The organism is Chryseobacterium sp. HNCC26DJ239, from assembly GCF_057180445.1.
On sequence record NZ_JBXUGJ010000001.1, the window covers coordinates 524,700 to 551,650 of the forward strand.

13 protein-coding genes are annotated in these 26,951 nt (G+C 35.6%); all 13 read right to left on the reverse strand.

Features of this window, described 5'->3' with window-relative positions; all coding sequences use genetic code 11:
* Positions 1-6: 6 nt before the first annotated feature.
* The 13 genes from AC2A1D_RS02480 to AC2A1D_RS02540 all read right to left on the reverse strand — a co-directional run bounded on the left by AC2A1D_RS02480 (position 7) and on the right by AC2A1D_RS02540 (position 26,945).
* Positions 7-363 (reverse strand): response regulator transcription factor, encoded by a 357-nt coding sequence (locus AC2A1D_RS02480; RefSeq protein ID WP_484042085.1) that lies wholly within the window; start codon positions 361-363, stop codon positions 7-9.
* Positions 364-376: 13 nt separating this feature from the next.
* Positions 377-4,297, reverse strand: a complete 3,921-nt coding sequence (locus AC2A1D_RS02485) for a response regulator (protein ID WP_484042086.1) — start codon at positions 4,295-4,297, stop codon at positions 377-379.
* A 644-nt stretch (positions 4,298-4,941) separates the two neighbouring features.
* The gene (locus AC2A1D_RS02490) at positions 4,942-7,626 is read right to left on the reverse strand and encodes a ligand-binding sensor domain-containing protein (RefSeq protein ID WP_484042087.1); all 2,685 of its coding nucleotides are present in this window, start codon (positions 7,624-7,626) and stop codon (positions 4,942-4,944) included.
* Between the two features lie 102 nt (positions 7,627-7,728).
* A complete protein-coding gene (locus AC2A1D_RS02495; protein ID WP_484042088.1) occupies positions 7,729-9,309 on the reverse strand; it encodes a T9SS type A sorting domain-containing protein in 1,581 nt (526 codons plus the stop codon).
* 60 nt (positions 9,310-9,369) lie between these two features.
* A complete protein-coding gene (locus AC2A1D_RS02500; protein ID WP_484042089.1) occupies positions 9,370-11,079 on the reverse strand; it encodes a family 16 glycosylhydrolase in 1,710 nt (569 codons plus the stop codon).
* A gap of 21 nt (positions 11,080-11,100) precedes the next feature.
* Positions 11,101-12,030 (reverse strand): glycoside hydrolase family 17 protein, encoded by a 930-nt coding sequence (locus AC2A1D_RS02505; protein ID WP_484042090.1) that lies wholly within the window; start codon positions 12,028-12,030, stop codon positions 11,101-11,103.
* Between the two features lie 68 nt (positions 12,031-12,098).
* Positions 12,099-14,447, reverse strand: a complete 2,349-nt coding sequence (locus AC2A1D_RS02510) for an MFS transporter (RefSeq protein ID WP_484042091.1) — start codon at positions 14,445-14,447, stop codon at positions 12,099-12,101.
* A gap of 5 nt (positions 14,448-14,452) precedes the next feature.
* Positions 14,453-15,937, reverse strand: a complete 1,485-nt coding sequence (locus tag AC2A1D_RS02515) for a glycoside hydrolase family 30 protein (RefSeq protein WP_484042092.1) — start codon at positions 15,935-15,937, stop codon at positions 14,453-14,455.
* A gap of 133 nt (positions 15,938-16,070) precedes the next feature.
* Positions 16,071-17,339, reverse strand: a complete 1,269-nt coding sequence (locus tag AC2A1D_RS02520) for a glycosyl hydrolase family 17 protein (RefSeq protein WP_484042093.1) — start codon at positions 17,337-17,339, stop codon at positions 16,071-16,073.
* Positions 17,340-17,529: 190 nt separating this feature from the next.
* Positions 17,530-20,979, reverse strand: coding sequence for a hypothetical protein (locus AC2A1D_RS02525; protein WP_484042094.1), 3,450 nt, complete (start codon positions 20,977-20,979; stop codon positions 17,530-17,532).
* 73 nt (positions 20,980-21,052) lie between these two features.
* Positions 21,053-21,892, reverse strand: coding sequence for a glycoside hydrolase family 16 protein (locus tag AC2A1D_RS02530; protein ID WP_484042095.1), 840 nt, complete (start codon positions 21,890-21,892; stop codon positions 21,053-21,055).
* An 83-nt stretch (positions 21,893-21,975) separates the two neighbouring features.
* Positions 21,976-23,802, reverse strand: a complete 1,827-nt coding sequence (locus tag AC2A1D_RS02535) for an Ig-like domain-containing protein (RefSeq protein WP_484042096.1) — start codon at positions 23,800-23,802, stop codon at positions 21,976-21,978.
* A gap of 11 nt (positions 23,803-23,813) precedes the next feature.
* Positions 23,814-26,945, reverse strand: a complete 3,132-nt coding sequence (locus AC2A1D_RS02540; RefSeq protein WP_484042097.1) for a glycoside hydrolase family 2 TIM barrel-domain containing protein — start codon at positions 26,943-26,945, stop codon at positions 23,814-23,816.
* Between the last annotated feature and the right edge of the window lie 6 nt (positions 26,946-26,951).

Consider the following 26,951-nt stretch of genomic DNA (forward strand, 5'->3'; position numbering starts at 1 on the left):
ACAAAATTATTTAGGCATAAATCTTTTAATCCTAAGCATCAACTCATTAGGACTGAAAGGTTTTACAATAAAATCTGAAGCTCCCAAATCGAATGCATTTAGTACCACTTCTTCCTGCCCCATACTAGAAAGCATGATAACCGGGATATGCTTGTCCATAGATTTTATAGCAGAAAGTATTTCTATCCCCGAAGCAAAAGGCATCATAATATCGCTTATTGCAAGATCTACATCTTTTTCTTTTAAGGTTTCTATAGCTTCCTTGCCATTACGGGTTAAAATAACTTCGTGCCCTTCTTTCAGCAATTTGTGTTCTACTGTTTTAAGAATCAACTCATCATCTTCGGCGATCAAAATTAACATTGCGTTTCGATTTTTATTTTATTAAATTTTTTATTATCTCTAATCCTACGGCGATTTCCCCTTTTATTTCTTTGCACATCAAAACATAATCAATCTCTTCATTATCTTTCGCTTTCACTTCCCAACCAAGTGCTAAATCTGACAGTCTGAAAAGACCCGCAGTTCCGGCTGTACCTTTCAATTTGTGAAGAACCTGTCTTGCTTCTGTCGCACTTTTGTTATCGGATGCTTTTTCTATATTTTCGTCTGCTTCGGTAAGCATTTTGATCACCAAATTCAAAAACATCGCTTTAAATTCTTCATCATCACCAACATATCCGTTCAGCATTTCCATATTAAAATACTGGTCAATCGGTACGGAGCTTTCTTTTTCAGTTTTATCAGAAAAGTTTTCTATCGAAATATATTTTTTGAGCATTTCAGATAAATCAGCTTCGCGCAACGGTTTTGGTAAAAAATCGTCCATCCCAGATTCTAAACATTTTTCTTTCTCGCCTAGAGAATTTCCGTCAGTAACCCCAATAATCGGCACTTTTTCATAGCTTGAAATGGTACGAATTTGTTTGGTAGCTTCTATCCCATCCATTACAGGCATCTGTACATCCATCAAAATAATTGAAAACTGTTTTTTCTTGCATTCTTCCAATGCCTTCAAGCCGTTATCCGCTTCTGTTAATTTTGCATTCGGCGCAATAGAATTCAACATTTTAATATTCAGCAACATATTTACAGGGTTGTCGTCTACCAACAACACTTCAAGATCAGACTGAAAAGCAAACGATTTCACCTTTGTTTCTTTACCTGAATCAACTTCTATAAAGTTGTTTTGTGCTACCCTTTTCAGTGTTTTATAAAGCTCGACTGATTTGATAGGTTTCAGAAGGAAATACGAGTTTTCTTCTTTTCTGAAAGAATTGATTACATCATGCTCTTCTGAAGAAGTATGAAGAATAACCAATGGCGAAATTTCTTTTCTTTGGTTAAACAATTCTCTTATTTTTTCTATGGTTTCCAAGCCAGAAATTACCGGCATATGATAATCCATCAAAATTAAATCGAAACGATCTCCTTTTAGAAGAATTTGCAGAGCCTCCATTCCGTTTGCAGCCAGTGTAGATTCAATATTTTTATACGCAAGCATATCTTTCAGAATAATTCTGTTGGCTTCGTTATCGTCTACAACTAAAACTTTATGAATGTTTAAATCATCATCTACATCCTGAAAATCGTACATTTCGTAAGGAATTTCAATATCAAAGAAGAAAATTGAACCCTTTTCTGGTGCGCTGATCAATGAGAGACTACTTCCCATATATTTCAGGATATTATTGGAGATGGTAAGTCCTAAACCTGTACCTCCATAGCGTTTACTAATAGAACTATTTTCTTGGGTAAAGGCATCAAAAATATATTTTTGCTTTTCCAGCGGAATTCCTATTCCTGTATCTCTTACCGAAAAGCGAAGCTTTATGTTTTTATCGTCTCGGCTTAGTTTTTCTACTTTCAGTTCTATTTCGCCTTGCTCGGTAAACTTCACTGCATTTCCTAAAAGATTGATGAGAATTTGCTTCAACCTTGCTCCATCCAGCAAAAAAGTATTAGGAAGACCCGGTTCTATATTTAAGAGCAGTTCTATATTTTTTTTCTGAGACTGATAAAGAATCACATTAATAACCTGGCTTACGATATCATAAACATTATGCTTTTCTATCAAAAGATCCATCTTTCCAGATTCGATTTTAGAAAAATCGAGGATATCATTGATGATGTTGAGAAGATTTTCTCCCGATTCATTAATATAATTAAGATATTGTGTCTGTATTTCGTTTAGTGGTGTTTTTAATAACAGATCCGAAAAACCAATCACTCCGTTTAGTGGTGTTCTAATCTCATGGCTCATGTTGGCAAGAAATTCAGATTTTGCTTTACTGGCAATATCTGCCATTACTTTTGCACTTTTTAACTCCTGATTGATGTTTACTGCTTTTGTAATGTTTTGCACAGACACAATAACACCTCCGATTTCGTTTTCAGAAATGTACCAAGGTCCTACCTTCAAGTCATAATGCTGTGTTTCGTCTCTTCCTGGAATGTCTACAGCAAAATCTTCATTGCTATAAAAAGTTCCCTTTAAAGCAGCACGATAAATAGCTTTTCTTTCTTCCGGAACGTTGGGAGATATGGTAAAAATATTATTCCCTATAAGGTCAAGATCCAACATGTTGAACTCTTTTCTCCAGCTTGTACTTACAGAAATGTAATTTAGATCTTTATCAAACATCGCGATCGCATTAGGTACATAAGTTGCAAACGATTGCATCATTGCCTCTTTGCGCTTAAATTCTAGAAGCATTTTTTTAAATGCATCAATATTCTGAATGATCCCAAAAAGCTTAGTACATACGCCGTTTTCAAATTCAGGAATACCTTTTACTCTAACCCATATTGTAACACCGTCTTGTCTTACAATCTGCAGCTCTTCGTCATATGGAACACCTTCTTCTGTGGCTCTTTTAAACAAATAACGTATCCTGTCTTTATCTTCTTCTTTATAAAAATCGATTGCATTTTCGAGGCTAGGTTCAAAATCTGCATCTGTTTTATGAATTTCTCTTGTACTGTGCGACCAAAAAACGGTATTGGTTTCCAGATTTACTTCCCAACCTCCTACTTGTGCCACAGAACTTGTTTGCTCAAGTATTTTTTGTGTGTATACAAGATCTTTTTCGAGCGTCATTCTTTCGGTAACGTTGAGTGCGGTACTTACCACATATGGATTTCCCTCTTTATCTTCTTCCACCAGATTATGATACATCCATACCGATTCTTCGCCTCCCTTGGTTTGAAGAATCATGGTTCCAAAATCTTCTTTATTTTTAGTAATTCTTTCTAAGTATTTTTTCAATGATGGCCAATATTCTTCAGGCACAAGATCTGTAAGGTTAAGACCATCCACTTCATGAGCTTCATATTGCAATGTTTCTCTTCCCTTTTCGTTTACGGCAAGAATATTTCCTTGCAAATCGTGCATGCTCATTAACCCGATTGCGTTTTCGAAGAAACTTCTAAAACGTCTTTCTGAGCTTTCTAACTGCTTTTTATCTTCCGTCTGAACAGTAATGTTTATTCCGAAAGCAAAAATTTCAGAATTAGCTTCATTTTTTTGCAAATACCAATCAACTATTACAATACTGTTATCATTTTGAAGGGTGTTTGTTGTAACCGACATCTCTTTTGTGCCATTAGGAAAACTAAAAACTTCAGTAAACTCCTGATTTTCGTAATCTAAAACCTGCATAAAGTTTTTTCCTATCGCTTGATCTCTGCTTAAAGAAAAAGTTTCTTCAAATACAGGATTAATGTCTTTCAGATTAAAATCTCCATCCAATACACAGATCAGATTATTTGAAATATTAAAAATTCGCTGAAAATATTCAGCATCCATATTCTTACGTCTTTCCGTAAAAAGCCGAGAAATGATGTTGCCTAATTTTGTAAGCGCCACGATTTGATTTTCGGTTATCGTTTTTGGCTTGTAATCTATTACGCAAAGTGTTCCCAGAGCAAAACCTTCATCGTCAATAAGCGGAATTCCCGCATAAAAACGTATTCCACCCTCCAAAATCAAAGGATTATGGGCAGATCTTTCGTCTAAAAGTGTATCTGGAATAACAATTACACTGCTGTTTTCAATAGAATACTGGCAAAGTGTATCGGTGCGTTCCACAGAATCTAAAGAAAGTCCTATACAACTTTGAACACTTTGTCTCTTGCTCTCCATAATAGCAATGAGAGAAGAAGGGCAATCTGCAATAAGGCATGCTGTTTCTGCAAAAACATCAAACTGAGGATCTTTTCCTAAATTTAAAAGATCAAGAAAACTCAGTCTATTCACCCTCTCCTTTTCATTTTTGGGAATCGGATAATTCTCCATACTAACAACTAAATTTTATAAACAACTAAAAATTATTCTTAAGACCAATATAAAAGCTTAAATAATTTTCATATTTCTACACATAATACAATATTATTTTCCATAACACAATATTGTTAATAGGCAAAATTTAAGCATAAAAACACATCGCGTTAAAAAAAACAACAAGGCAACACTATACATTTTAAATTGAGAACTTGAGTAAAAAAAGCTCCTAATCGGCAAAATTCCTATTTTAATGTTGAACTACTCAAAAATAGTCTTTTTATATTATAATTCAATTATTAGTGCCAAAAATTTTACTATAAACAATTTAACATACCACATTTGTAAATTAAGATATTTTTAAAATCAAGAAAACTCAGACATAAAAAATCAAGACATAAAAAGTCTTTTTCTACAAATAATAAATTAAAAACACGAAAATTGTTTGTGAAAAAATTTAAAATAAAATATTACATATTTTTTAACAATAAATAATTTTAATTAAATAAAATTAAATTTTAAAAAATAAAACATTTCTTCAATGAAAATAAATTGGTAAAAAAAACACTCCCTTCAATTTTTAAGAGGGAGTGTTTTCTTATGAAAAATCAATTATTAAAATATAGGAAAGCTGAATAAAATTTTAATATAAAAATGGTCTAAAAGCGATTTAAAAAATCAAACAAATCTACTTCCGGACCAAGATTTAGTTTTTTCCTTAGGCGAGATCTGCTTACGTTAATACTCGACGGTAATACTTGAAAAATATCTGCCATCTCCTTAGAAGTAAGGCCTATTCTAAGATAAGCACAAAGTCTTAAATCGTAAATGGAAAGAGTAGGAAATTCTTTTTTTATTGATTTAAAAAACTCTTGGTGCAACTCATCCATCTGAATTTCGAAAGTATGATCTTCAGATTCTATATAATTATTCAAAAGACGACGAATCTCCTTTAGCCTAATTTTAGCAATATTGGGATCTCCTTCAATTTCTTGAACTTTCTCTGTAACAGTTATCAAAAGACGGTTTTTATCTTCATCATCTTTAGCTTTTTGCGCCAATTCTATGGTTTTATCTTTTACCTTCTGTTGCAGAATTTCTTTTTCCCTTTCCAGTCTTTCTTGTTCAAGAATCATTTTTTCTTGCTCATGTTTTTCCTGCTGCAAGCGTAAAGCTTCAGCTTCTTTATTGAGTAAAACAATTTCCTGCTCTTTCAACAATCTGTTTTGTCTTTTTCTAAGCCAGAACAAAAGTCCCAAAAAAACTAAAAAATATCCTACATATGCTAAAAACGATCTGTACCAAGGTGGTTTTACGTAAAAAGATATTTTTACCGTATTGGTATATTTTCCATTGATTAATGCACGTGCATAAAGTTCGTAACGCCCTTCTTTCAGATTCAAAAGTTCAAAACTTGGGTTTACCGTAAAGGAGCTCCACTCTTTATCCTCAAAATGATACTGATATATTGCATTGTTTACTTGCGGAACAATAAAGTTTAGCTTTAAATTATTATATCGATACGGAATGTCTTTTGCTAACGAATACTTTACTTTCTCATCATTATTGAAAATCTCCAAACCTCTAAATTTTAATGGATAGGTGATGAAGTCATTTGGATTTTGATTCACATTCTTCAATGCAAAACCATTATAAATGGGATAAAAAATGTATTCTGAGTTGATCGATGTTTGATGATTGAAGCCGTACAATAAATCTTTTACATCATTATTGAAAGTAAAACGACCATTAGGAACAAATTTCTGAAGTTTATTATCATATTTATAACTGTTCTTTCGGGTCGTAATCTGTACTCCGTATTTATCTTGAGAAAGCTGAATTTCTTCACCCTTAAAATTCTGAGTGGTAAAAATCTTCCTTTGGATAGGATCTAAATTTGAATCCAGAGAAACCCTTACAACTCCATAATTAGGAATATTTACCCAAAGCACATTTCCTTGTATTTCAATCTGGTTACAAGATCCTGCGATTGTTTTTATTCTTTTAACAAACTTCCAGGTGCCATTTATTTTTTTGAAAACAGAAACTCCATTATAATTCCCAGTAAGCAAAATATTCTTTTGGTACAATTTAATAGTCCAAACACCGGGTATGTTGCTAATTTGCTCAACACTTCCGTTAAACAATTTGAAAAGACCCAAATCGTGCCCCACCAAAACATCTCCCTCTACATTTTCAAGACTCCAAACCTGGCCTTCGGAACCTGGAATTATTTGAAAGGAATTTTGAGGCTGATTGTTATTCATATCTTTCCAAAACGATCGATAAAGCCCTTGATTAGTTCCTAGATAAAAAACATCGTCTTTTAATACCGAGCTATACCCCGTTCCAAAACTACCAGTAAAATCTAAAAAATAATTAATTCTATTTTTAAAATTCATTTTAGACAATCCAAAATCCATTGCAGACCAAAGATTTCCGGCAGGATCGTAGTACAGACTCAATATTGTATTGTTCAGCAAGCCTTTTTGCCTGTTTACATGATGGATAATCTCTCCCTTAATATTGGTGATATAAAAACCATTAAGTACGGTTCCAAAAGCCAAATGAGAAGAATCTATCTGGGTAAAGCTAAAAGTGATTTCTGATTTTAATTTATTCGAGACTGCACTATTTAAAGAAGCTAAAACTCCGTTTGAATACTTTAAAATCCCGTCGTTTTTCGTAACAAGATATAATTCATTCTGAAAATGATACACTCCAAAAATAGTGTATGATTTATTTCCAGAAAAAGGAAAAACCAGCCTAAGCTGCGTTCCATCATAAAGATACAGCCCCATCTTTTCGTCGGTAATATAGAGATTTCCCTCAGCAACGAAGCTTTCAGAAAAATGAGTAGGTGCTGCAATCTTAGAAGTTTTGTTTTTATGATAAGTATAAAGATTATTATGAGAGACAAAAACCGGATCTCCATTGATTACGGTGGTGGTCCAAAACTCTTCACTCTCTATTCCTGCTTTTTCTTTGAAAGGATATAGAGATTTGTACTCAAATTCTAGTAAGGAATTTCTTTTCCACACGCCAAAGTCCATATCAGAACCGGTGTAAATTACCGAATCGTTTTTTACAAATACCGACCGTAGAAAACCTTTACTTCCTTTAAACTTTTGCCAATTTCTGCCATCGTATTCGAGTAGACCTTTCTCTGACGCACAATACAATAAGCCGTTGCTGGAAGATTTTATCTCCCAGATTTTCCCCGTAGCTCCATATACAGAAGGTGGAAAATTTTCCATCTCCGGAACTCCTTTCTCGGGAAACTTTTGAGTGTAATAAAACGAGAAACTCAAAAGAAAAACCACAAAAAGATTCTTTTTTTTCAAAACATTTGATCCTATTCCAAATATATCGTTTTTTCTGATAAAAAGAAGAGCCGCTGAAAATTAATTTCAACGACTCTATCTATTGTTAATATGATATGGTTTTTATTCTACGATGAGCTTCGAAGAATTTGTTGCTCCTTTTTCATCTACTGTTTTTATAATATAAATCCCTTTAGACAAACCTTCTGTTGTGAACGAATTTGAATTGGAAGTTCTCACTTTTTGTCCTGAAAGATTATAAACATCAGATGTTTTAGCATTTTCGGTTACAAAAACTACGTTTCCAGATTTTACAGGATTAGGATAAATTTTCACAGACTTACTTTTAGCAGAAGCCTCATTTACGGCTAAAACTGTATTTTTATGGAAATATAAATTATCAAAATACACATTAGGAATATTAGAAGTAATCACGAACTGTGCGATATCATTTCTATTAGTACTGTTGCTCCAGCTCGTAAGTGGCACATCTATAGACAACCATTGTCCTTTTACCAACGCAGGAGAAGTTCCCGTATTCAATGGTAATTCTAATGCAGAAACTTCACCTGAAGTTCCTCCCCATTGTGAAAGTTTTAGATTGAAAACTTTCCCTACCATATCTACAGAACTGTCAATCCAAATATCCATATGGAAATTTGTAAATGTACTTAAGTCTAAATGATGCCCTGCTCCACTAAAATCTACTCCAAGGAAGTTTGTGAATGTAATTTTTTTGGTATCATTACTTGCCACCTGAATATCCGCAACGCTAGAATCATCCCAAGTTGCAGACCACGCATCTACTGTAGAGTTAGTATACATATTACTGAACAAAGATTTTACATCTGTAACAGCTCTACTTGGAGGTGTTGGCGCTGCAACGTTCGGACCAGAAACCACATAATTCACTGTATACGTTTTAGTTACTGTAGCATCTTGAGAAGTCACCACCACAGTTGCCGATCCAGGAATTGCCGTAGCTTGGTTAATTACTTTAGTAGCACTTGTATTGGTAGTTGTTGCCGCAGTAATTTGAGGAATTACAGTAGTACCTTGTGGATATTCTATAGTGTATGAAGTAATTGCAGAGCTAAAACCTGTAACGGTAGCACCTCCTACTTTAAGATCACTTAGCGTTGCGTCTGCAGCTGGATTAACCGGTGCTTTCCAGAAGTAAATATTATCCAAATATACTGCAGAAGGCGTTGTTCCTGCCTGTCCATCAAACTTAATTTGAAAAACAGAATTCCAAGTCATTCCAGTAAAGGCAGATTTTGGTAAATCTACACTATTCCATGCTCCTGCAGTTAAAGGTACCGTTACTAAAAATTCACCAGCTCCAGTCCCGTTGTTGATTGGAGATACCTTCAATACTGCTCCAGAAGTATTTGCCCAAACATCGATATGCAAATACTCCATAGAAGCTGCATTTTGCGTGGTGAGATCTGTACCCTGATAATTAAAATTGGTGTAAGCCAAAATATTGTTTCCAGAACCGGCAACAGCAACAAAGTTAGGATTCACAGCGCCTGTTTGTCCCCAATTCGGGTTGTAATTGGTTGCCACATTTGTGTATGCATCACTAAAAATAGAGATTACATTCGCAGGTAATTTCGTAGGCGTAGGTGCATTGGTGCTTGGCTGCGCAAACCCCAAAGCAAATGCAAAAAACATTGCTAAAAAAATCGTTGTTTTTTTCATAGTATTAAAATTTAGGTATTAAATTGTTTATTCATTTTTTTGAGCATAACCTTTATGCTTCTATTTTTTTATAATCTTAAAGCTTTCAGTTCCTTTTGAGTTTTTAACAGTCAAAAAGTATATTCCCGAAGAAAAATCACTCATGTCGACTTCCTGCTCTCCTAATAATTGAATTTCTTTAATTCTCTTTCCAGAACTATCCATTAGAATGATTTGGTTTTTGTTATCTGCCAATTTCAAATGCAATACGTCTGTGACTGGATTTGGATAAACCAATTGTTCTTCTTTCGTCAAGTTTTCTACTGCTAAAAAATTACAAGTTGTTCCAACAACGTAATCATAATATTTGGTTACTGACATTCCACCTGCAAAAGCAAATTTTACAGCATAGGTAATCGTTGAACCTAAGGTTTGTCCAGTTATGGTTTTTGTAAATTTATTTCCACTTACATTGGTCATCGGATATTCGGTAAAAGGACTTTGTTTCCATAAATAAGCTACCACGCCAACTTTGTCAGTATCTAATAATTCGAAGGTAAATTTCACATCGGTTCCAATGGTTTCGAATTGATAACTATATCCCGTTGTAAAACTTCCTTGTGATGCCAAATTAGAAATACCTGAACATGAAATATTGGTTCCCGCTCCTAAAGTTGTTGCAGACACGGTAAGAGGACTATTCGCTGAAATATTTCCCGTTGCATCTCTCGCTGTAATGGTAAAATTATACGTTGTCGCTGGAGATAATCCTGTCACAATAACTGATTTTTGAACGCCAGAATAATGTGAAACCGTCTGAGTCGAAGCTCCAGAAATATCATAATACACTGTGCCTGAATTATCAACTGCATTTAATAATAATTCAACCGAACCAGCTGTAACCGTTCCAACTGAAGCTGTAAAATTACTTGGTGCAATGCTATCAGCAGAAGTATTTTGATACACTTTAACGTAATCAACGATCATTTCAGCTTGGGTAAAATTAGAAGCAATGTTTCCTGCGATTCCACCCATTGCTAAATTCAAAAGTATATATTGCTCGTTATCAAATGGCCACGTACTTGCATTTTTTACAGTTGGATTATACGTGAAAAACGCTACACCATCTAATAAAAATGTCAATTGATTAGGTGACCAATTCAGAGAATATACATGATAATTATTGGCTAAATCGGAAGCGGTAATTCCACCTCCATTTGCACCACCTCCATAACCAGAAGGTGTATGAACCGTACTCTGAACATAGTTTACACTTTGAGATGGAAAAATACCGTGTTCCATGATGTCGATTTCTCCACAAGCTGGCCAATTGGTTGTCCCGTAAGTTGATGAAAAATATCCTCCCGGTTCGTTGATATTTTTCCCTAACATCCAGATTGCGGGCCAAGTTCCAGAATCAACAGGTAATTTTGCTCGAACATCAATTCTACCATATTTAAAAGCAAATTTTGAATTCAATCGAGCGGATGTATAGTTTTTGGTAACACCTTGGTCAGTATAGTTTTCTTTTTTAGCGACGATTTTCAAAAATCCTCCGTCTGCAAAAGAATTGGATACTTGATTGGTATAATGTTGTAATTCCCCATTATACCAACTTCCACCATTAGGAAGTTGAGTCTGATGATGCCATTTCGTTGCATCAACAGCTCCATTGGTGCTAAAATCATCGGACCACACCAAATCATTATACACCACATCTACTTGCGCATTGAACAACGAGCTAGTAAACACCAGTGTAAAAAGTAGTTGAGTCAGATAATTTTTATACATTTTTTTTTAATTTTAAATCAATTAATGTTGAAGACTTAAGATTGAAGAATCTCTAAACTTTAGTTTTTCATTTTTGTCCCAAATTCCCCAATAAGCTCCGACTTCACCTTCTGCTCCGACTTTCCAACTTTCATCGAAAGAAGAGAAGTAGAAACATTCGATATCTTCATCCATTGCCCAAAGCTGTGTGTTAAGGAAATATTCTAAAGCATTTTGCTCCGAAGGAATTGCTCCGTCTAAGTTTTCACCTTTACTTGGCCAACCTGTTTCCGTAATCAAAACTCTTTTTCCGTTGGCAACACTTACCGCTTGATGGTACATGTTTTTCAAATAATTTAATGAATCCTCAAAAGGACAACTTTCCCAGAAAGGATAACAGTTCGCCAAAATAATATCACAAGCTTCTGTAATTCTTGGACGTTGTGTAAACTCATAATAAGCGTCAACATAACCCATCGGGATTTCAGCAGGAATCTCTTTTTTCACACGTTGCATAAAATCCAGTAACTCATCTTCAGTAAGGTCTTTTCTGTACATTACTTCATTTCCAACCGCCGCAACATCAACGTAACCTTCTTTTGCTAATTTGATGAGTCCTTCAATTTCTTTCTCGTTAACTTCAGGGTCATCTCCAAGCCAAGCTCCAACCAAGGTTTTCATCCCGAATTCTTTAGCAATCACGGGAATATGTTCATTACCTTCCGTACAAGAAAATGAACGAACCCAAGAAGTATGAGGTTTCAAAATCGCCATTCTTCTGTGAACCTGCTCTTCAGAAATGATATCTCCAGGTTTTTGTCCGTCCTCATAAAGACTGAAACAAAATCCATGAACGCCGTTATGCAGTATTTCTAAAAACAAATCTCTCTTTTCGGTTTCTGTTTTTTCCGATAGATAGTTCTCCTGATTAACTTTTGATAATGATAAATATCGTTCTGCTCTGTAAGACATTTTGTATAGTTTTTAGTTGATGGTTGTTAGTTTGCTTAAAGCCTATTGCATATCGCTTTTAAGCATTATTAAAATTTAAGTCTTTCGTTTTTATCCCAAATTCCCCAACGGTTTCCAACGTCTCCTTCGTGGTGTACTTTCCAAGATTCATCGAATGAAGAGAAATAGAAGATTTCTACGTTTTGTGCATTCTGCCAATTCATGGTATTGATAAAATATTTCATAGCATTGACTGCAGATGGTTGTGCACCTTCGTTGTTACTACCTTGACTTGGCCATCCTGTTTCAGCAATGATGACACGTTTTCCTTTAGCAATTTCTTGAGTCAACGCATACATTTGTTTAAGGTAAGTTGAGGCAGTATCAATGTCACAACCTTCCCAGAACGGATAACAGTTCACGGCAATCACATCGCAAGCTTCCACTAATCTCGGCCTTTCGTAAAACTGAAAATAAGCATCTACATAACCAACAGGAATTCCAGGAAGTGCATCTTTCACTTTTTTGATATAACCTAAAACTTCATCTTCCGTTAAATCATTTCTTAATAAAACTTCGTTTCCGATGATGGCTGTGTCGACTTTTCCTTCTTTTGCTAGTCGTATTAAAGCCTCAATTTCTTCTTCATTTTTAGCTTTATCTCCATCAATCCATGCTCCAACTAAAGTTTTCAAACCTTTTTCGTGAGCGACTGCAGGAATATGCTCGTTACCTTCTGTGCATGAGAATGAACGCACCCATTTTGTGTAAGGTTTAATGACATCCATTCTTCTTTCAATCTGAGGTTTTGATAAAATATCACCGATATCTTGACCTTCCATGTATGGACTAAAGCAGAGACCGCTCATTCCAGTATTTAATTTTTCTTTGAAGATGGCTTTAATTTCGCTTTCAGATTTATTTGAGAAATTTTCATCACTTGAAGTATCAACTTTTAATCCTGCAATTGGCAATATAGAAAGTTTTCCGTTTCTGTAGTAAGATGAAGAAACTTGTGGTTTTGGTGTTTTTCTTTTTTCAATTTCAGCTCTTACTTCTCGAGCTTTGGCTTCGTCAATATCATAATTTCTCATTACCCAAATTGCAGTTAAAGTACCAAGAATTGGGATTCCTACGAAGAAAATTCTTAGCCAAAACATGGTTTCATCTGATTGTGTCGCTGCATTAGGTACAAAACTTACCAAAGAAAGAATTAACCCACTTAATAAACCAGCTACCGCAGTTCCGAATTTTACCATCCACCAATAAATAGCACCTAAACTACCTTCTCTTCTTTTTCCTGTATTTAATTCATCAATATCGATAACATCAGAAGTCATGGACATCATTAAGGTAAATAAACTACCGATACCAAAGGAGAAGAATGGAAGCGCAAAAAGGAATAAGTAAGGTTTACCCGGAACAAACAAAACATAAAGCAAAATATAACCAAAGATTGAAATCCCTTGTGAAAGTAAAAACGCTTTCTTTTTCCCAATCGTTTTTGACATTCTTGCAACGATAGGTATAACTAATAATGTCGTTACAGTAGCACCAACACTTCCGAACAAGGTTGGCCATAGTCCAAATCCTTCTTCATTTCCTTTAAACAAATAATATTTGATGATAAAGTAAGAAAAACCAGCCGTCGTTTGAAATGCATTGAAAATTAAGAATGTAGCAATACAAATTTTTCTAAAAGGTTTAATTTCTACAGAAGCTTTTAAACCTTCTTTAATTTCACCAAAACTGCCTAAGATTCCTTTTAAATCTATTGGACTATAATTTTCGTTTAATGTCGACTTGCTCGGGATGAAAATTGCTGGGATTGCCGCCAATATCGCACAACCTATCGCAACATACACCGCTAAAGTTCTAACTGCAACATCACTAGATGGAAACAAAGACTGGTCTGCCATAATTACCCATAACCAAGGTGCAACCACCCATGCTAATTGACCGATCAACTGAGAAGTCGCCATAATATTGGTTCTCTCATGGAAATCATCGCTCATTTCGTAACCCATTGCAACGTAAGGAATACTGAATATGGTAAGTCCTGAATAGAAAATTAGGGAAACAAGTAAAAAGTAAATAAAGTTATAAGTAACCCCATTTTCCGCGTACAACTGCCACATAAAAGCAAATGAAACACCTAAAATAACAGCACCAGCTAAAACATATTGTCTTCTACGTCCCCATTTAGATTTCGTATTATCACTTACATAACCCATAATAAGGTCAAATAAAGCGTCATAGAATTTGGGAATAAAATAGGTTAAACCAAGTAGTAAACCACTAAATCCCAATTTTTCTACCAGTACTACGATAAAAATACCAAGTACTGCGGGAAACATTTGGTTGGCTAACATTCCTAAACCGAATGCTATTTTTTGTCCCATTGGAACTTTGCCATTTGAAACCGTTTTTTCTGACATCGTGTTTATTTTTTAATGATTATGGTTTGTATCGCTTTTGCACTAATTTTTACCGCTTTTTGGTCTTTATTTAATGCTAAAGCAAAAGTTTTTTCTTTTTCAGTTGGGTTAAAAACGACAACAGCAATGCTTCCATCTGGATTTTGTGCTGAGGTTATTTGTAGTTCTTTATCAGGATTTTCGAAACCTATACGTTTTGCACCAGGACGAATGTACTTGCTGAAATGCGCCATCACATAATAAACCGGCGTGAAATAAACTTCATCCTTGTTTTCATCCACAATTACAGGTGCTAAACACCAGTTCTTGAACCAATTAGGACCACCTTGTCTGTTTAGAACCATATTCCAATCCACCCAACCATCAACCCAATTATTTAAACAACCAATAATATCTCCTGCATATCTGTTAACTGGTGCATATTTTGGATGCCATGGTTTTTGTTCAGCTGGAGCCCAATCCCAACCCCAATCTGTGGCTTCTTTGCTCCAATACCAAGCGTCATCTTTCCAATGTGGAACTTCTGAATCGGCACAAGCTTCAGTTTGAATTAATAATTTATTCGGTGCTTTTTGGTGTGCGTATTGCAATTCGTCCTCAAAAATCATAAAGGTAGAGTCGTACCAATGTACAGCGGTTCCTGAAAAATATTTTGAAGATTCTGGTGTTGCATACATGGTATCCACCCAATGTTTTAAATCGTTTCGGTTTTGGTCGTAACCTAAGATTACTTTGTCTCCGTAACCATCTTTTTCTAATTTTGGACCTAAATGATTCTGAACGAAATTGGTCATTTCCTCTGGTGAAAACAACATACTTTCCCAATTTCCACCATTACCATGAGGTTCATTTTCTACCGTGAAACCCCATATTTCAATTCCTTCATTTTTATAAGCTTTGATGTATTTAGAGAAAAACAAAGCCCAAGTATCGTAATAGTCTGGTTTTAGTTTTCCTCCAACCCAAGCGTTGTTATCTTTCATGTAAGGCGGAGCCGTCCAAGGTGAAGCAAAAATTTTAAATCCATCTTTTGACGCTTTCATTGCATCCTTAATCATAGGGATTAAATCGTCCTTATCTTCTTTTACAGAAAAATCTTTCAACTCTTTATCGTCTGTAGGAGCGTATGAATACTGACTTAAAGAAAAGTCACAAGAATTCATATGCGTTCTGGTCAATGAATAATTTGCCCCTTCTTCGGAGAAATAAGCGTTAATCACTTTGTCACGATTGGCTTTGCTTAATTTATTCAACAAAGAAGCAGAAGACTCCGTGAAAGCACCACCAAAACCAGTGATGGTTTGGTAAGTTTCTTTTGGATTCAACGTGATTACCGAAGCACTTTCGTTAGTTGAAAGTTCTTCAATTTTAGTTAATTGATGTCCTGAAGCCGAAGTTTCGTAGATTTCTGTAGTCAACATTTTCTGGGTATTACAACTCAAGGTGGCCAATAAAATCAGTGGCAATGAAGTAAATTTTATATTTTTCATGAGTTGTTATTTTTTAGTTTATCTATTCTAAATTTTGGCTAAAGCCAATTGATTTTTAAATTTTTGTAAACGGGCTTCCTTCGACTACGCTCAGGATGACACTGCCCGTTCCTATTGATTAAAATCGTTTTAATTAATGATTTACCAATTCCATTTTCTTTTGAGGTGGTAGTAAAACTTCATCCATTAGTTTCTCCAAATCGCCATTGTAGGTTTTGGTGATTGGATTTCCGTCTCGTTTTAATCCTTTAAAAATATTTTGGTCAACCAAGTTCCACACTGCAAATTTTGCCTTTCCTTGAACTGTGAAAAGTCCAAAATGATTTTCGGAACCATTAGGATTTCCTGCATCTTTCCAAGGCTCATCAAAAGCTTCGAAATAGAAACAAGAGATTCCTGCTTTATCCGTCCATTCTCTCATCATTTGATAATACAATCCTGACTTGTACTCGTCAACAGCTTTGGAATCGTTATTTCCGTACAATTCATCGGAAAAACTTGCCCAACCTGTCTCCCCAATGTGAACTGGTTTGTCAACGCCAAGACTTTTCATATACGATTTTACTGCTTCGTATTGCGATTGCGCATATTCCAAAGAACGGTTCATTGCTTTTTGGATTTGCACTTTCTTGCTGTAATGATTTTCAAAAGTCTGAACTCCCCAAAAAACTGGATTGTAATGTGTATCATGCATTGGATAAGTGTGCATCGAAATATAATCCACCGCGTGAATTAATTCCTTCAATTCTGGAGTGTGATATTCGTCTGAACCACCTCCCCAAGACGCAAAATTATCAGAACTGGTAATCCAAAGGTCTTTTGAAAGTTCGCCTTTTTTCTTAAGTTCTTGAAGATGATTTACCCATTTCAAAATCACGCCCGCTTGAACATAATAGGCTGTTGCCCATTTTACCATCGCTTCGTTTCCTACCGCAATTACTTTAATAATTTGAGGATATTTTTTCGCTAATTCTACGGAATGTTCAATTTCAACAGCATTTCTTTCGCTTTCTTCATAATGATTAGGTTCGAAGCCTGTCCAAGCATTTTTGCAATCAATCCAAGCTCCCAACATCACATACATCTCAAATTTTGGATTTTCTTGGTTGAGTTCATCAATGGCTTTTAGAATATTAATCGCTTCTGGAAGATGGACATTGTACGTCCTAATCATCTTAACACCCATTGCAGAAAGTATTAACAAATCTTCCTTAATCTGAGGAATGGTTGGCTGAACTCTTCTGGAATTGGTTCGATAACCTCCATAAGACATCGCCAAATATTCTTTGTTTCCTAAAATTTCCTTTGCGGTAATATTTTTTCTCGTTTTTTCCATAGTTGTACAAGACCGTGTCAAAGACATCGTGAGTATACTTAAAGCTATGATGAATAGCGTTTTCATTCTTTTTAATTACTCTTTGTTTTTTAAGAGGTCGCTCCTACGGAGCTCACTTTTAATTTTCAACCAAACTTTCTACAAAGTGTTGGCTTCTCCGAAGCTTATATTTATGTTGTTTTTTTTAACCACAAAAGACACAAAAAGTTTTATTCTATAATATTTATGACTTTTGTGGTTTTATGATTAGAATAATTTATTTCAATGTTTTTTCGTTAATCAACACTTTAATCATTTTAACTTTTCCGTTTCGTTTGAAAATTTCTGTTGAGTCAGATTCTGTTAAAATCATTTTGTCGTCATTACTTGAAGTTTGATTATCGTAATGAACTTCTATTCCTTCATTTTCAGAAATTTCATAAATCGTTGGTACTTCACAGACCGTGAAAAACAAAGAGTTAGCCTTCAATTCAGCGGTATGTTTTTGACCTTTGATGTCGTAATATTCCATCACTGTTCCTTCACTTAGGAACTCTTCTTTTCTCAATAAATTAGGTTGGAAATGGATTTTTCCTTCTTTCACTTTGATTCCTAATTCTCCAAATCTGCTTAAGATATCTTCCTTCACCTGACCTGTCATTCCTGGTTGTTGCGCACCTTTGGTGAAAGGGGTGTGAGAATAAGGGTCGGTTGGAAAAGCTCCGTATAATTCAGGGGATTTGTGAACACCGATTCCTTCGTTGATTTCGTAGAAATGTTCTAATAGTCTTCCCATAATTTCTGGAGAAACACCTTCTTCTTGCGCTTTTTGACAAACTTCGAGTACCGCCAATAAAAGCTTAGAAACCATATGCCAATAAATTGAACCTAATCCTTCGTAACCGTAGAATGTTCCGCTTCGTCCTGTAAAGGCTTTGTGGTTAAAAACTGATTCGAAAATATCTAAAACCAATTTTCTTTCATTGGTTAAAAGGGTGTGATATTCTGCTCCTAAAGCGTCTAATCCTACTTCTAAATCACTTGCATTTTTGAAATTTCCATTGAAATGATAATTTCCTAAAACATCTTGTTCGATGATTTGACGGTTCTTATTTGCTAATAAAAACATCAACAAAGCCGATGCTTCCACACTTGATTTTGGAATGCTATTTCTTTCTAAAAACCCTTTCAGATTCTTGTTAGGATACAACAAATAAGAGTATTGGTCTTCACGGAACAATGCTGAATTCTTTAATCCATCCAAAACTTTCAACGCTTCTTGGGAAGACAAAAAGCCTGAACTTAATACCGCAACTTGACCTTCTAACATTTCGCTCAGATAAGAAACTTCCGCTCCTTCTGCGTTGACTGACACCAAGTTATAAGCGTGATATAATCCATCTTTTCTTTCATTTGCTTGGATAGAATGTTCTAAATATTTCAAAGAAAGGTCAGTAAATCTTCTTAATCCATCCAATGAAACGGTACGTTTTTTACCCCAAAATCCTTTATGATAAACGTGACTTCTGTACTCGCTTGCAGCCATTCCGAAAATATCCAAAATGGTTTTGCGTTGTTCGTCAGAAATTTCACCTTCTAACAAAGCCAAATTCTCTTGGAACGCTTCTCGCACTTTTTTATAAAAATCCACTAACTCACTGGAAACGTGAATTCTTTCCATCGTGGCGTTGTTCAATATTTTTTGGAAGAACTTCATAAATCTTCTCAAATAATACAAAGTAACCATCGAAACACCGTTACCAACGAGGGCGTTATTGGCGTCGTTCCACTCAGGACGTTGCGTGTTCATCCAAATTCCACCTTCCAAAATAAAATTAGAAAGCTTCGCTAAAACAGTCGCAAGAATTTTCTCAGTAAAGTTAACGTGAATAGCTTGTCCGTGTTCGTCCAAAATTAAAGCACCATCTGCTCCCATTTTTGACTTTCTGGTCGAAATTTCTTCATCCAATTCAAAATCAAAATCAATCGTATCTTTTGAATTCTGAATGATTTCTTCATACGACTTAATCTTGTAAGGAACATTCGCATACACGAAAACCTCTTTATCCAAAAGATTTTCTAACGAATTAGGGAAATAATCTTCTGAAAATTCTAAAAATTTCAATAAATAAATTATCTGATGGTCTCCCCAATATCCGATGTATGACCAAGGGTCGTCCGCTTCAATCGTCTCCCAATCAAATCCGTCTTTGGTTACTCGATACGGATTGTACCCATCAAATGTAGTCGCGTTCAAGAATTTGAAAATCATTCCTTCCACGAAATAAGGATAAGAATGTGCTAAAGCTTCCCAATTTTGGAAAATATCTCTCCAATTCCCCTCATAATCTAAGATTTTGGAACCATCAACTTCACTTCTGGTGTTGATCGAAAACTTGTTCCAAGGACGAGATGGGTCACCGTGACGACGACTGAACTTCAATGGTAAATATTCCGTAGCCAATCGAATAAAGTCAGCGTTTTCAGAAGTTTTGATGATTTCTTTTAATTCAAATAAAGTAAATTCCTCAGATAATTTTTCCAAAACAGCTTTGCTGTCCGCAAAAACTTGTGGATTAGCTTTCTCTAAATATCGAACGAAATCCCATTTCTCGATTTGATAATTATTATCGAAAATCCCTCCTCTCATAATGTTGAACATCACGTTAGAGAAGTGTCGAGAGTCTCTTTGGCGGTCTTTACTCAACTGCAATCCATCTGCAGAAGCTACCAATTTGACCAAATTTTCTGTCCCTAAATCAATATCTTTCTGAATTTCCTGAGCCAAATTAGCATCGGCTTTTATTCTTTCAGAAAGTTCGATGATGTCCGATTGAGATTGATTAACATTAGCTACAAAAGACCAACGTTTTTGCTCTTCGGCATTTAATTCAAAACTTTCAACGATAAAATAAGCTCCTTTTTCTCCTTTGATATCGGTTTCTTGAGTAACTTGACCTCCTTTTCTGAAAGTATCAAGTTGTAAAGAAGACAGCAAATATGTCGGATTTTGCAATCCTAAAGAAAATACAGAATTGGCTTTCAAAGCTTCACTTGGTTCTGCTTTGTCCACGATAATGGCACTTAAAGCAAAAATTCCTAAACCTGAAGTTGGCTCAAGTTCTGTTCTTTTATAGGCATCACCCAAATTACTGACTCTTGTTTGAAGGTCGCTTCCAATCCCAAAAGGAAGGATATTTTGCAATCCGTCTAAAACCGTTACCCCAACTTGGTCGTGCGTAAGGTTGACCAATCGTGATTTTTTAACAAACCCGAAAACGTTGGAATTATTCCACTGATAAGAAAAAGCCAATCCTAAATCGTGATTGATTTCTTCAAAAATCAGCTTGTTCCCGAATTCGCTTTTATAAACATTTCTTGACGTTTTGAATTTTCCTTCAAAACGAATAGAAAAAGGCTCCCAAATTTCGGTTTTACCCAATTTGGACACCTGAAAAATAGTTTTACTTCCGGTTACTTCAGCGGATTCTGTGATTTTATCGTCGGTATAATATGGAAAAAGAGAAAACTCCGAATTCTTTCTTCCCGCAGAAAGCCCACCATTAGAGGATACAAACATCCAATGATTGCTATCGCTCACGATACTCATAAAAAATGGGCGAAGTTCTTGAACGTTCGAAATTTTAAAGAAATCTTCGTTTCCAATCCTTACCACATCTACTTTTGATTGTGGATTTTTCAGTACTACATTATCAATTTTCTGCATTAGATTTCATCATTTGTGTTTTTACTATTTTTTAGAACTCTGAAAAAATATCTACTTTCAGCGCTCGATTACGTTATTTCGGATTATAAACCCTTACATAATCTACCGTCATGGTTTGTGGGAAAGGAGTTCCATCTGTAGGAAACCCTACGTAATTACCTCCTACCGCAACATTTAGAATTAAAAAGAAAGGATGGTCGTAAACCCATTGCCCAGAAACATCTTTTGGAGTAACTCTTTGGTATAAATAATCATCAACAAAAAAATCGATTTTTTCTTTACTCCATTCTACGGCAAATACATGATAATCAGTATCAAATCTACTATTTTGCAGACCATAAGCTTTGGTAAGAGCATTTCCTCCAGAATATCCAGGTCCGTGGAGAGTACCGTTAATAATATGAGGTTGTTGCCCGCGAAGCTCCATAATGTCGATCTCGCCGCATTGTGGCCAACCCACCGTATTTGCATTATTGCCCAACATCCAGAATGCAGGCCAAATTCCTGGGCCAAAAGGTGTTTTTAAACGAGCTTCTACTCTACCATAAGTCTGTTCAAATAGATTCTGTGTTTTTATTCTTCCTGAAGTAAAAGAGTTTCCGTTTTTGATTGCGGTAATCGTAAGATTTCCTTTTCCATCTAAGGACACATTGCTGGTAGAATTGGTATAGCTTTGAAGCTCTTGATTTCCCCAACCGTCGGTTCCGTTTCCTAGGTCGAAAGCCCATTTTGTAGCATCCGGAGAAGTTCCGGCACTTCCATTAAACTCATCACTCCAAACAAGCGTCCATTCTCTTGTAGGCAAAGTTTGTACAGATTCTTCTTCACAACTTAAAAGTGATACAGAAGCCATAGCTACTAAACTTCCTGCAACGATGAAACCTTTCCAATATTTTTTATCTAAAAAATTCATAATCTGATATTTAAATTGTAACTGAATTAATTATGGAAGTAAATATTATCGAAATAAATATCTCCGTTCCCGTCTACTTTGAACTAAATAATATTTGATAATACGACAGGCGAAAATGATGTTAAAGGAATATCAACACTTTTCCAGCCGTTGGTATTTGCTCCTATACCAGAAGGTACAGAAAGAGCATAAGCTTTTTCTACAGGACCAGGACTGATGAGATAGAAATTTAAATTGCTAGAATTCGCTGTATAATAATCGATATGAATATAACCATAGCCTGAAACATTTAAAGGGCTCGCAAATTGAGTTCCTTGATAGTTTAATCCTGCATATTTAAGTGTAGTATTCCCTGCAACAGAAGGTTGAGAAACTACAGTAGATTGCCCCCATCCTGGATTGAAATCAGTACCAGAAACATTCGTATAAGCATCACTGAAAATAGACATTACTCCAGTAGCGGCGGCTGTTGGTGTTGGCGCTGCAGCGGTTGGCGTTGACGGAATGATGCTTCCATCATTGTAAAAATAGATATTATCTGCATAGAAATTGGAAATATTCGTTCCTTCAAAAATAATCTGTCCTAGATGTGCTCTTGAGGACAAACCTGTCATTGAAGAAAAAGGAATATTAAGAGAAACCCAATTTTGTCCTTGAAGTGTTGGCGCAGTTATCGTTGTAACATGGTTGGTATCATCACCACCTCCGTAAGTGCCGTTACTGCCAAAATCTACAATGTTTACTTTAAAACTAGCACCTCCCTGTAATGCACTTGGTAAATAAACATCCATGTGGTAGTGCGACATTAGAGAAGCGTCTACCGTAGGCGATGTAAATTCGATCCCTACAAAATTGAAGTTGGTATAGTTTAGAACATGATCACCATTTACGGTAAAATCTGCTGAACCTGTTGTTTGATATGGAGCCCAATAGCCGTTATAATAATCTACAGGCACATTGGTGTAGGCATCACTGAAAATAGAAATTACTTTAGAAGCATTAACGGTTGGTGTTGGTGCAGCGGTAAAACTTCCGTTTGAATTAATTGTTAAACTTCCTTTAGCAGTATTACCCGCCATTTTAGCGGTAATCACGGTAGTTCCTGAACTTAAAACTTTTGCATCCCCCGTTTCGGTAACCGGAGCCACAGCTGAATTGGATGAAGCAAATTCAAAATAATACGGTGTAAGATTTACATTTTGATTTAATCCGTTAGGAAGATTAAATGTTGCTAATAAGCCATCTATTTTATGATTTACCCCGATAAAAGATGTAACAGAATTGTTAGTTCCGTTTAAAATGGAAGCCGACTGAAAGGCTATTGTACCTAATTTTTCGAATTTCACCTCATCTACCCAAAAAGTATATCCATTGTTATTTTCTGGGCCTTCTGAAACGAAAAACATTCCCTTTTCAGCAACAAGTCTTGAAGGATCTGGAATCGGAATGATAACTTTCTTCCAATTTGTATTTACGGAAAGAGCAGAAATAGAGACTTGGTATTTATTTTGTCCAAAATCATTTCCGAATCCAATTACATCAATACTTGCCGATTGTGAAGCTTTAATGTAAAAAGTAAGTGCATTGTAGCCAGATAAATCTCTTGGCATACTTGTGTAAAAAGAGCCTCCTGCATACGAACCATTGGGATCGCCATAATCTGGAACTTCAAATTTCATTGATGTTGTTCCGCTGTATTTCACAGAATTATCTGTATCAAAAGCTGATGATACCGAGCCTCCATAAGCAGAGAAATTGAGCCCCGCACTGAAGGTATCTATAAACACCTCACCGTTTGTGGGATAGGTTGCTTCCTCCAACTCACTGATATCGCGTTGACAACCGATTGCAACAAGCATCGATAAGCCAATCACTGTTTTTACTATATTATTTTTTAAAATATTTTTCATTTTGTGCGATTTTATTTACCTATATTGATTTGAATGTAAGTTCTAATTTCCCATTCGTTTCCGTTAGGGAAACCAATTGCTGTAGGATCCGGAACAAAATTTCCTGCAGCGTTTATGCTATAAGTAGGTGCATAACGAGGTGAATATTGATCTAAAGTTCTGTACGTTCCTCTAACTCCTATTCTGGTACCAGGAAGAATCCACCAATCCGGTTTTCCTACCTCCAAAGAAAGGTCTCCCATTAATTGCATTGGAAAAGTTAAGTTGTAATCTCTGTGGTAATCGTACGGTCCCCAATCATTGAACTTCACTCCCGTTACAAACTTCATTTTTTTGTAAATTGTTCTTATATCCATTCCAAATCTTTCGATTTTTCTAGGATCACTTCCGTTGGCTTGTGCTGTACCGCCGTAAAGATTTGCAATAACACCAAAGTCTGTACTTACTTTAGAAACAATTTTTGCATTAGCTTCCCAAAGGTCTGTAGCAGGTGCTGCACCAGGGAAGGCAAAAGTGGTTCTTCCGTTGGGTAAAATACCGATGGCAGCATCTTGTGTAGTAGGCAAATGTCTGTATACAAAGCCTGCACTGAATGCAAATGATGCATCTTCGGTTCTATCGCTATCCCAAGCGTACATCCATGTTGCAGGTGTTGGATCGTAAGTGAAAAGGATTTCTCCCGCAGTTTGTTCTCGGTTAACTCTTACTACGAAAGGATCTTCCATAATATTTCTTGGTCTTCCAGGTTGTGGCGCATCACCAGGAATTGGTCCTTCGATAGGTTTTTGCCAAAGGAAGTTAGGTGCAATTTGGAAATTTCCGATTTGATAAGTAAATCCTGAAAGGAAGTTATATTGATTTCCGCTTCCGCTATCTTTAAGTTTCCAGCCTGTAAAAGTCTGTGTATAATCTGCACCACCGTTTGCAACTAATCCCATTGCTGCACCTTGTGCATACCAATTAAATTTTCCACCAGTGTAGGTAAGTTTCATTTTACCTCCCCAATTATCTTTATTGTTTATTTGATCTTGATAAATGTTTCCTTCTCGATACAATTGGAAGGTTCTTCCATTTAATGGCTGTCCGGCCCAAATTCCTCCTAGATCAATTCCAAAATTTCCAAACTTTCTTTGCAAAGCTAGAGTTGCTCTTCTTGTTTTCAGCTGTGGAATTGCAAACGAACTTTCTGCGGTACTTCTTTGGTCAAGATCTTCATGATAAATACCTGAGATATTTAATTTTCCAACTTTTTTAGAATACTTTACTAAGAATGCTGGGTTTGCGCCCCACCAAAGTTCTGGTCCGAAAGCTACTTTTAAACCATCTACTGCTTTCTTACCTGTAATCTCCATTCCAAAAGGAGCATTACCATTATAAATATCCATATTTGGACCGTAATTGGCTTCCGGATACAAGCCGAATAAATCGCCTTCATATCCCCAATGATAATGTCCTGTTCTGTAAAATCCGTTAAGATCAAACCACTTGTGGTTCCAGTTATAACTTGCGTTGTATACTTGAATTCTGTTTCCTGGTGTCATGCTAGAAGTAGTTCCATCAGCATTCATCACTTCCACCGGAAGCCCTCTGTTTTCGTAGAATATTTGATCGATAGGGTTTTCGGCAACATTTCCTAGAATATTAAAATTAACATTTGCCTTCATGTTAGAAGTAGGATTTGCTTCTACACCTACATAATAAGATTCCATATGATCGAAACCTTTCTGATTGGGATACGATGTATAATCTGAACTTTTATTTTCTGGCGTGGTTATTAAACTTCCTCCCGTGCTAAAGGTTGTAAATTCTGCTCTTAAATTGCTTAATTTAATTTTACTGCTTCCGTTAGATTCTAGTGCAGCTTTGTCGCCTCTAGCTCTTAAACTTGCATCAACAATATTGATGTCATTAAAGTAATGATTTACGGTACTCAAACTTTTTGAAGCTCCATTGGTATCATAAGGATTAAATTGATGAACTTGTTTTAAAGCATAGTAAGCTGTTCTAGGATACAATTCGTAATGACCCGCTGCATCGGTTTTACCTTTAGCACAGATCCCGAACCACTCTTCATTCATATTATTATCTCCTTTTTCGTAATCTTTAATGTATCCTCCGTTACTCCAAGAAGCATTGGTATCATGTACATCTAGATTTGCAGTTTGTTTATACTTCCACCAACCGTCGCTGAACTGAAATGTGAAACCTCCTAAACTATTTCCAGCTTTGCCCATTCCTGCAGCGTTCTCGTAAATTTCTTGCCAATTTCCCAGTAAATAATAAGCTTGAGCTTTTTGGTCTTCCTCGTTCGATAATGCATTAAAAGCATCTGCTCCAAATTCTGTAAACAGTACAGGTTTACCATACTCTTGCTTTACCCTCTGAAATAAATCTGTGAAAGAAACACCTCTATATGCGTTAATTCCTAATATATCTATGTTTTTACATTCTTTATTAATGATATCCAAAAACAGTAAGTCTCCATTACAAATTGCAACTGGGTGATTAGAATCTATCGCTTTCATTTCAACAGATGCCTGATTAAAGAGTTGATAAAGCGCTTGAGCTCTTTGTGTAGATTTTCTATCTTCTACAGGAATATCCTCGGTTTCTGCGCCTTCCCAGAAAAGACCATAATTATTTTCGTTCCCTAAAAGGTATAGAAGTAATCCAGGTGTGTTTTGGTACTGTTGTGCCAATTGTTTTACTTCCTTAATTAGTAATTCCTTGGTTTTCGCATCGGCGTACTCTGTATTTGCAACCCAATTGCCCTCGATCGTTAAACCATACCTACCAAAAGAATGATTTAGCATAGTGTAGATGCCGTAATTCTTGTATATATACGTGATCCACTTAGACGGAATTCCCGAGTACACTCTAATTGCGTTTACTCCCATATTTTTTAGGAGAGACATTTCAGAATCTAGAGCCGATTTTATAAACTCATCAGATTGCGTCCACAGACTATAACTATAATTTGTTCCGGTTGGGAAATAATCCCAGTTCATCCCATTAATCATTAATGGTTTTCCATCAACAATAAGTTTTTGCCCTTCTTTATTATCATCAATTTTAACAACCGTTTTTTGAGCTATTAAAAAATTTGAAATAAAACAGATTAAAATAAATAATGATTTTTTCATATAGAC

Bases quoted from the DNA above. Each gene is read 5' to 3' on its own strand.
- AC2A1D_RS02525 (WP_484042094.1), bottom strand. From the start codon at position 20,979: ATGCAGAAAATTGATAATGTAGTACTGAAAAATCCACAATCAAAAGTA.
- AC2A1D_RS02500 (WP_484042089.1), bottom strand. From the start codon at position 11,079: ATGTATAAAAATTATCTGACTCAACTACTTTTTACACTGGTGTTTACT.
- AC2A1D_RS02485 (WP_484042086.1), bottom strand. From the start codon at position 4,297: ATGGAGAATTATCCGATTCCCAAAAATGAAAAGGAGAGGGTGAATAGA.
- AC2A1D_RS02520 (WP_484042093.1), bottom strand. From the start codon at position 17,339: ATGAAAACGCTATTCATCATAGCTTTAAGTATACTCACGATGTCTTTG.
- AC2A1D_RS02505 (WP_484042090.1), bottom strand. From the start codon at position 12,030: ATGTCTTACAGAGCAGAACGATATTTATCATTATCAAAAGTTAATCAG.
- AC2A1D_RS02515 (WP_484042092.1), bottom strand. From the start codon at position 15,937: ATGAAAAATATAAAATTTACTTCATTGCCACTGATTTTATTGGCCACC.
- AC2A1D_RS02495 (WP_484042088.1), bottom strand. From the start codon at position 9,309: ATGAAAAAAACAACGATTTTTTTAGCAATGTTTTTTGCATTTGCTTTG.
- AC2A1D_RS02530 (WP_484042095.1), bottom strand. From the start codon at position 21,892: ATGAATTTTTTAGATAAAAAATATTGGAAAGGTTTCATCGTTGCAGGA.
- AC2A1D_RS02540 (WP_484042097.1), bottom strand. From the start codon at position 26,945: ATGAAAAAATCATTATTTATTTTAATCTGTTTTATTTCAAATTTTTTA.
- AC2A1D_RS02535 (WP_484042096.1), bottom strand. From the start codon at position 23,802: ATGAAAAATATTTTAAAAAATAATATAGTAAAAACAGTGATTGGCTTA.
- AC2A1D_RS02510 (WP_484042091.1), bottom strand. From the start codon at position 14,447: ATGTCAGAAAAAACGGTTTCAAATGGCAAAGTTCCAATGGGACAAAAA.
- AC2A1D_RS02480 (WP_484042085.1), bottom strand. From the start codon at position 363: ATGTTAATTTTGATCGCCGAAGATGATGAGTTGATTCTTAAAACAGTA.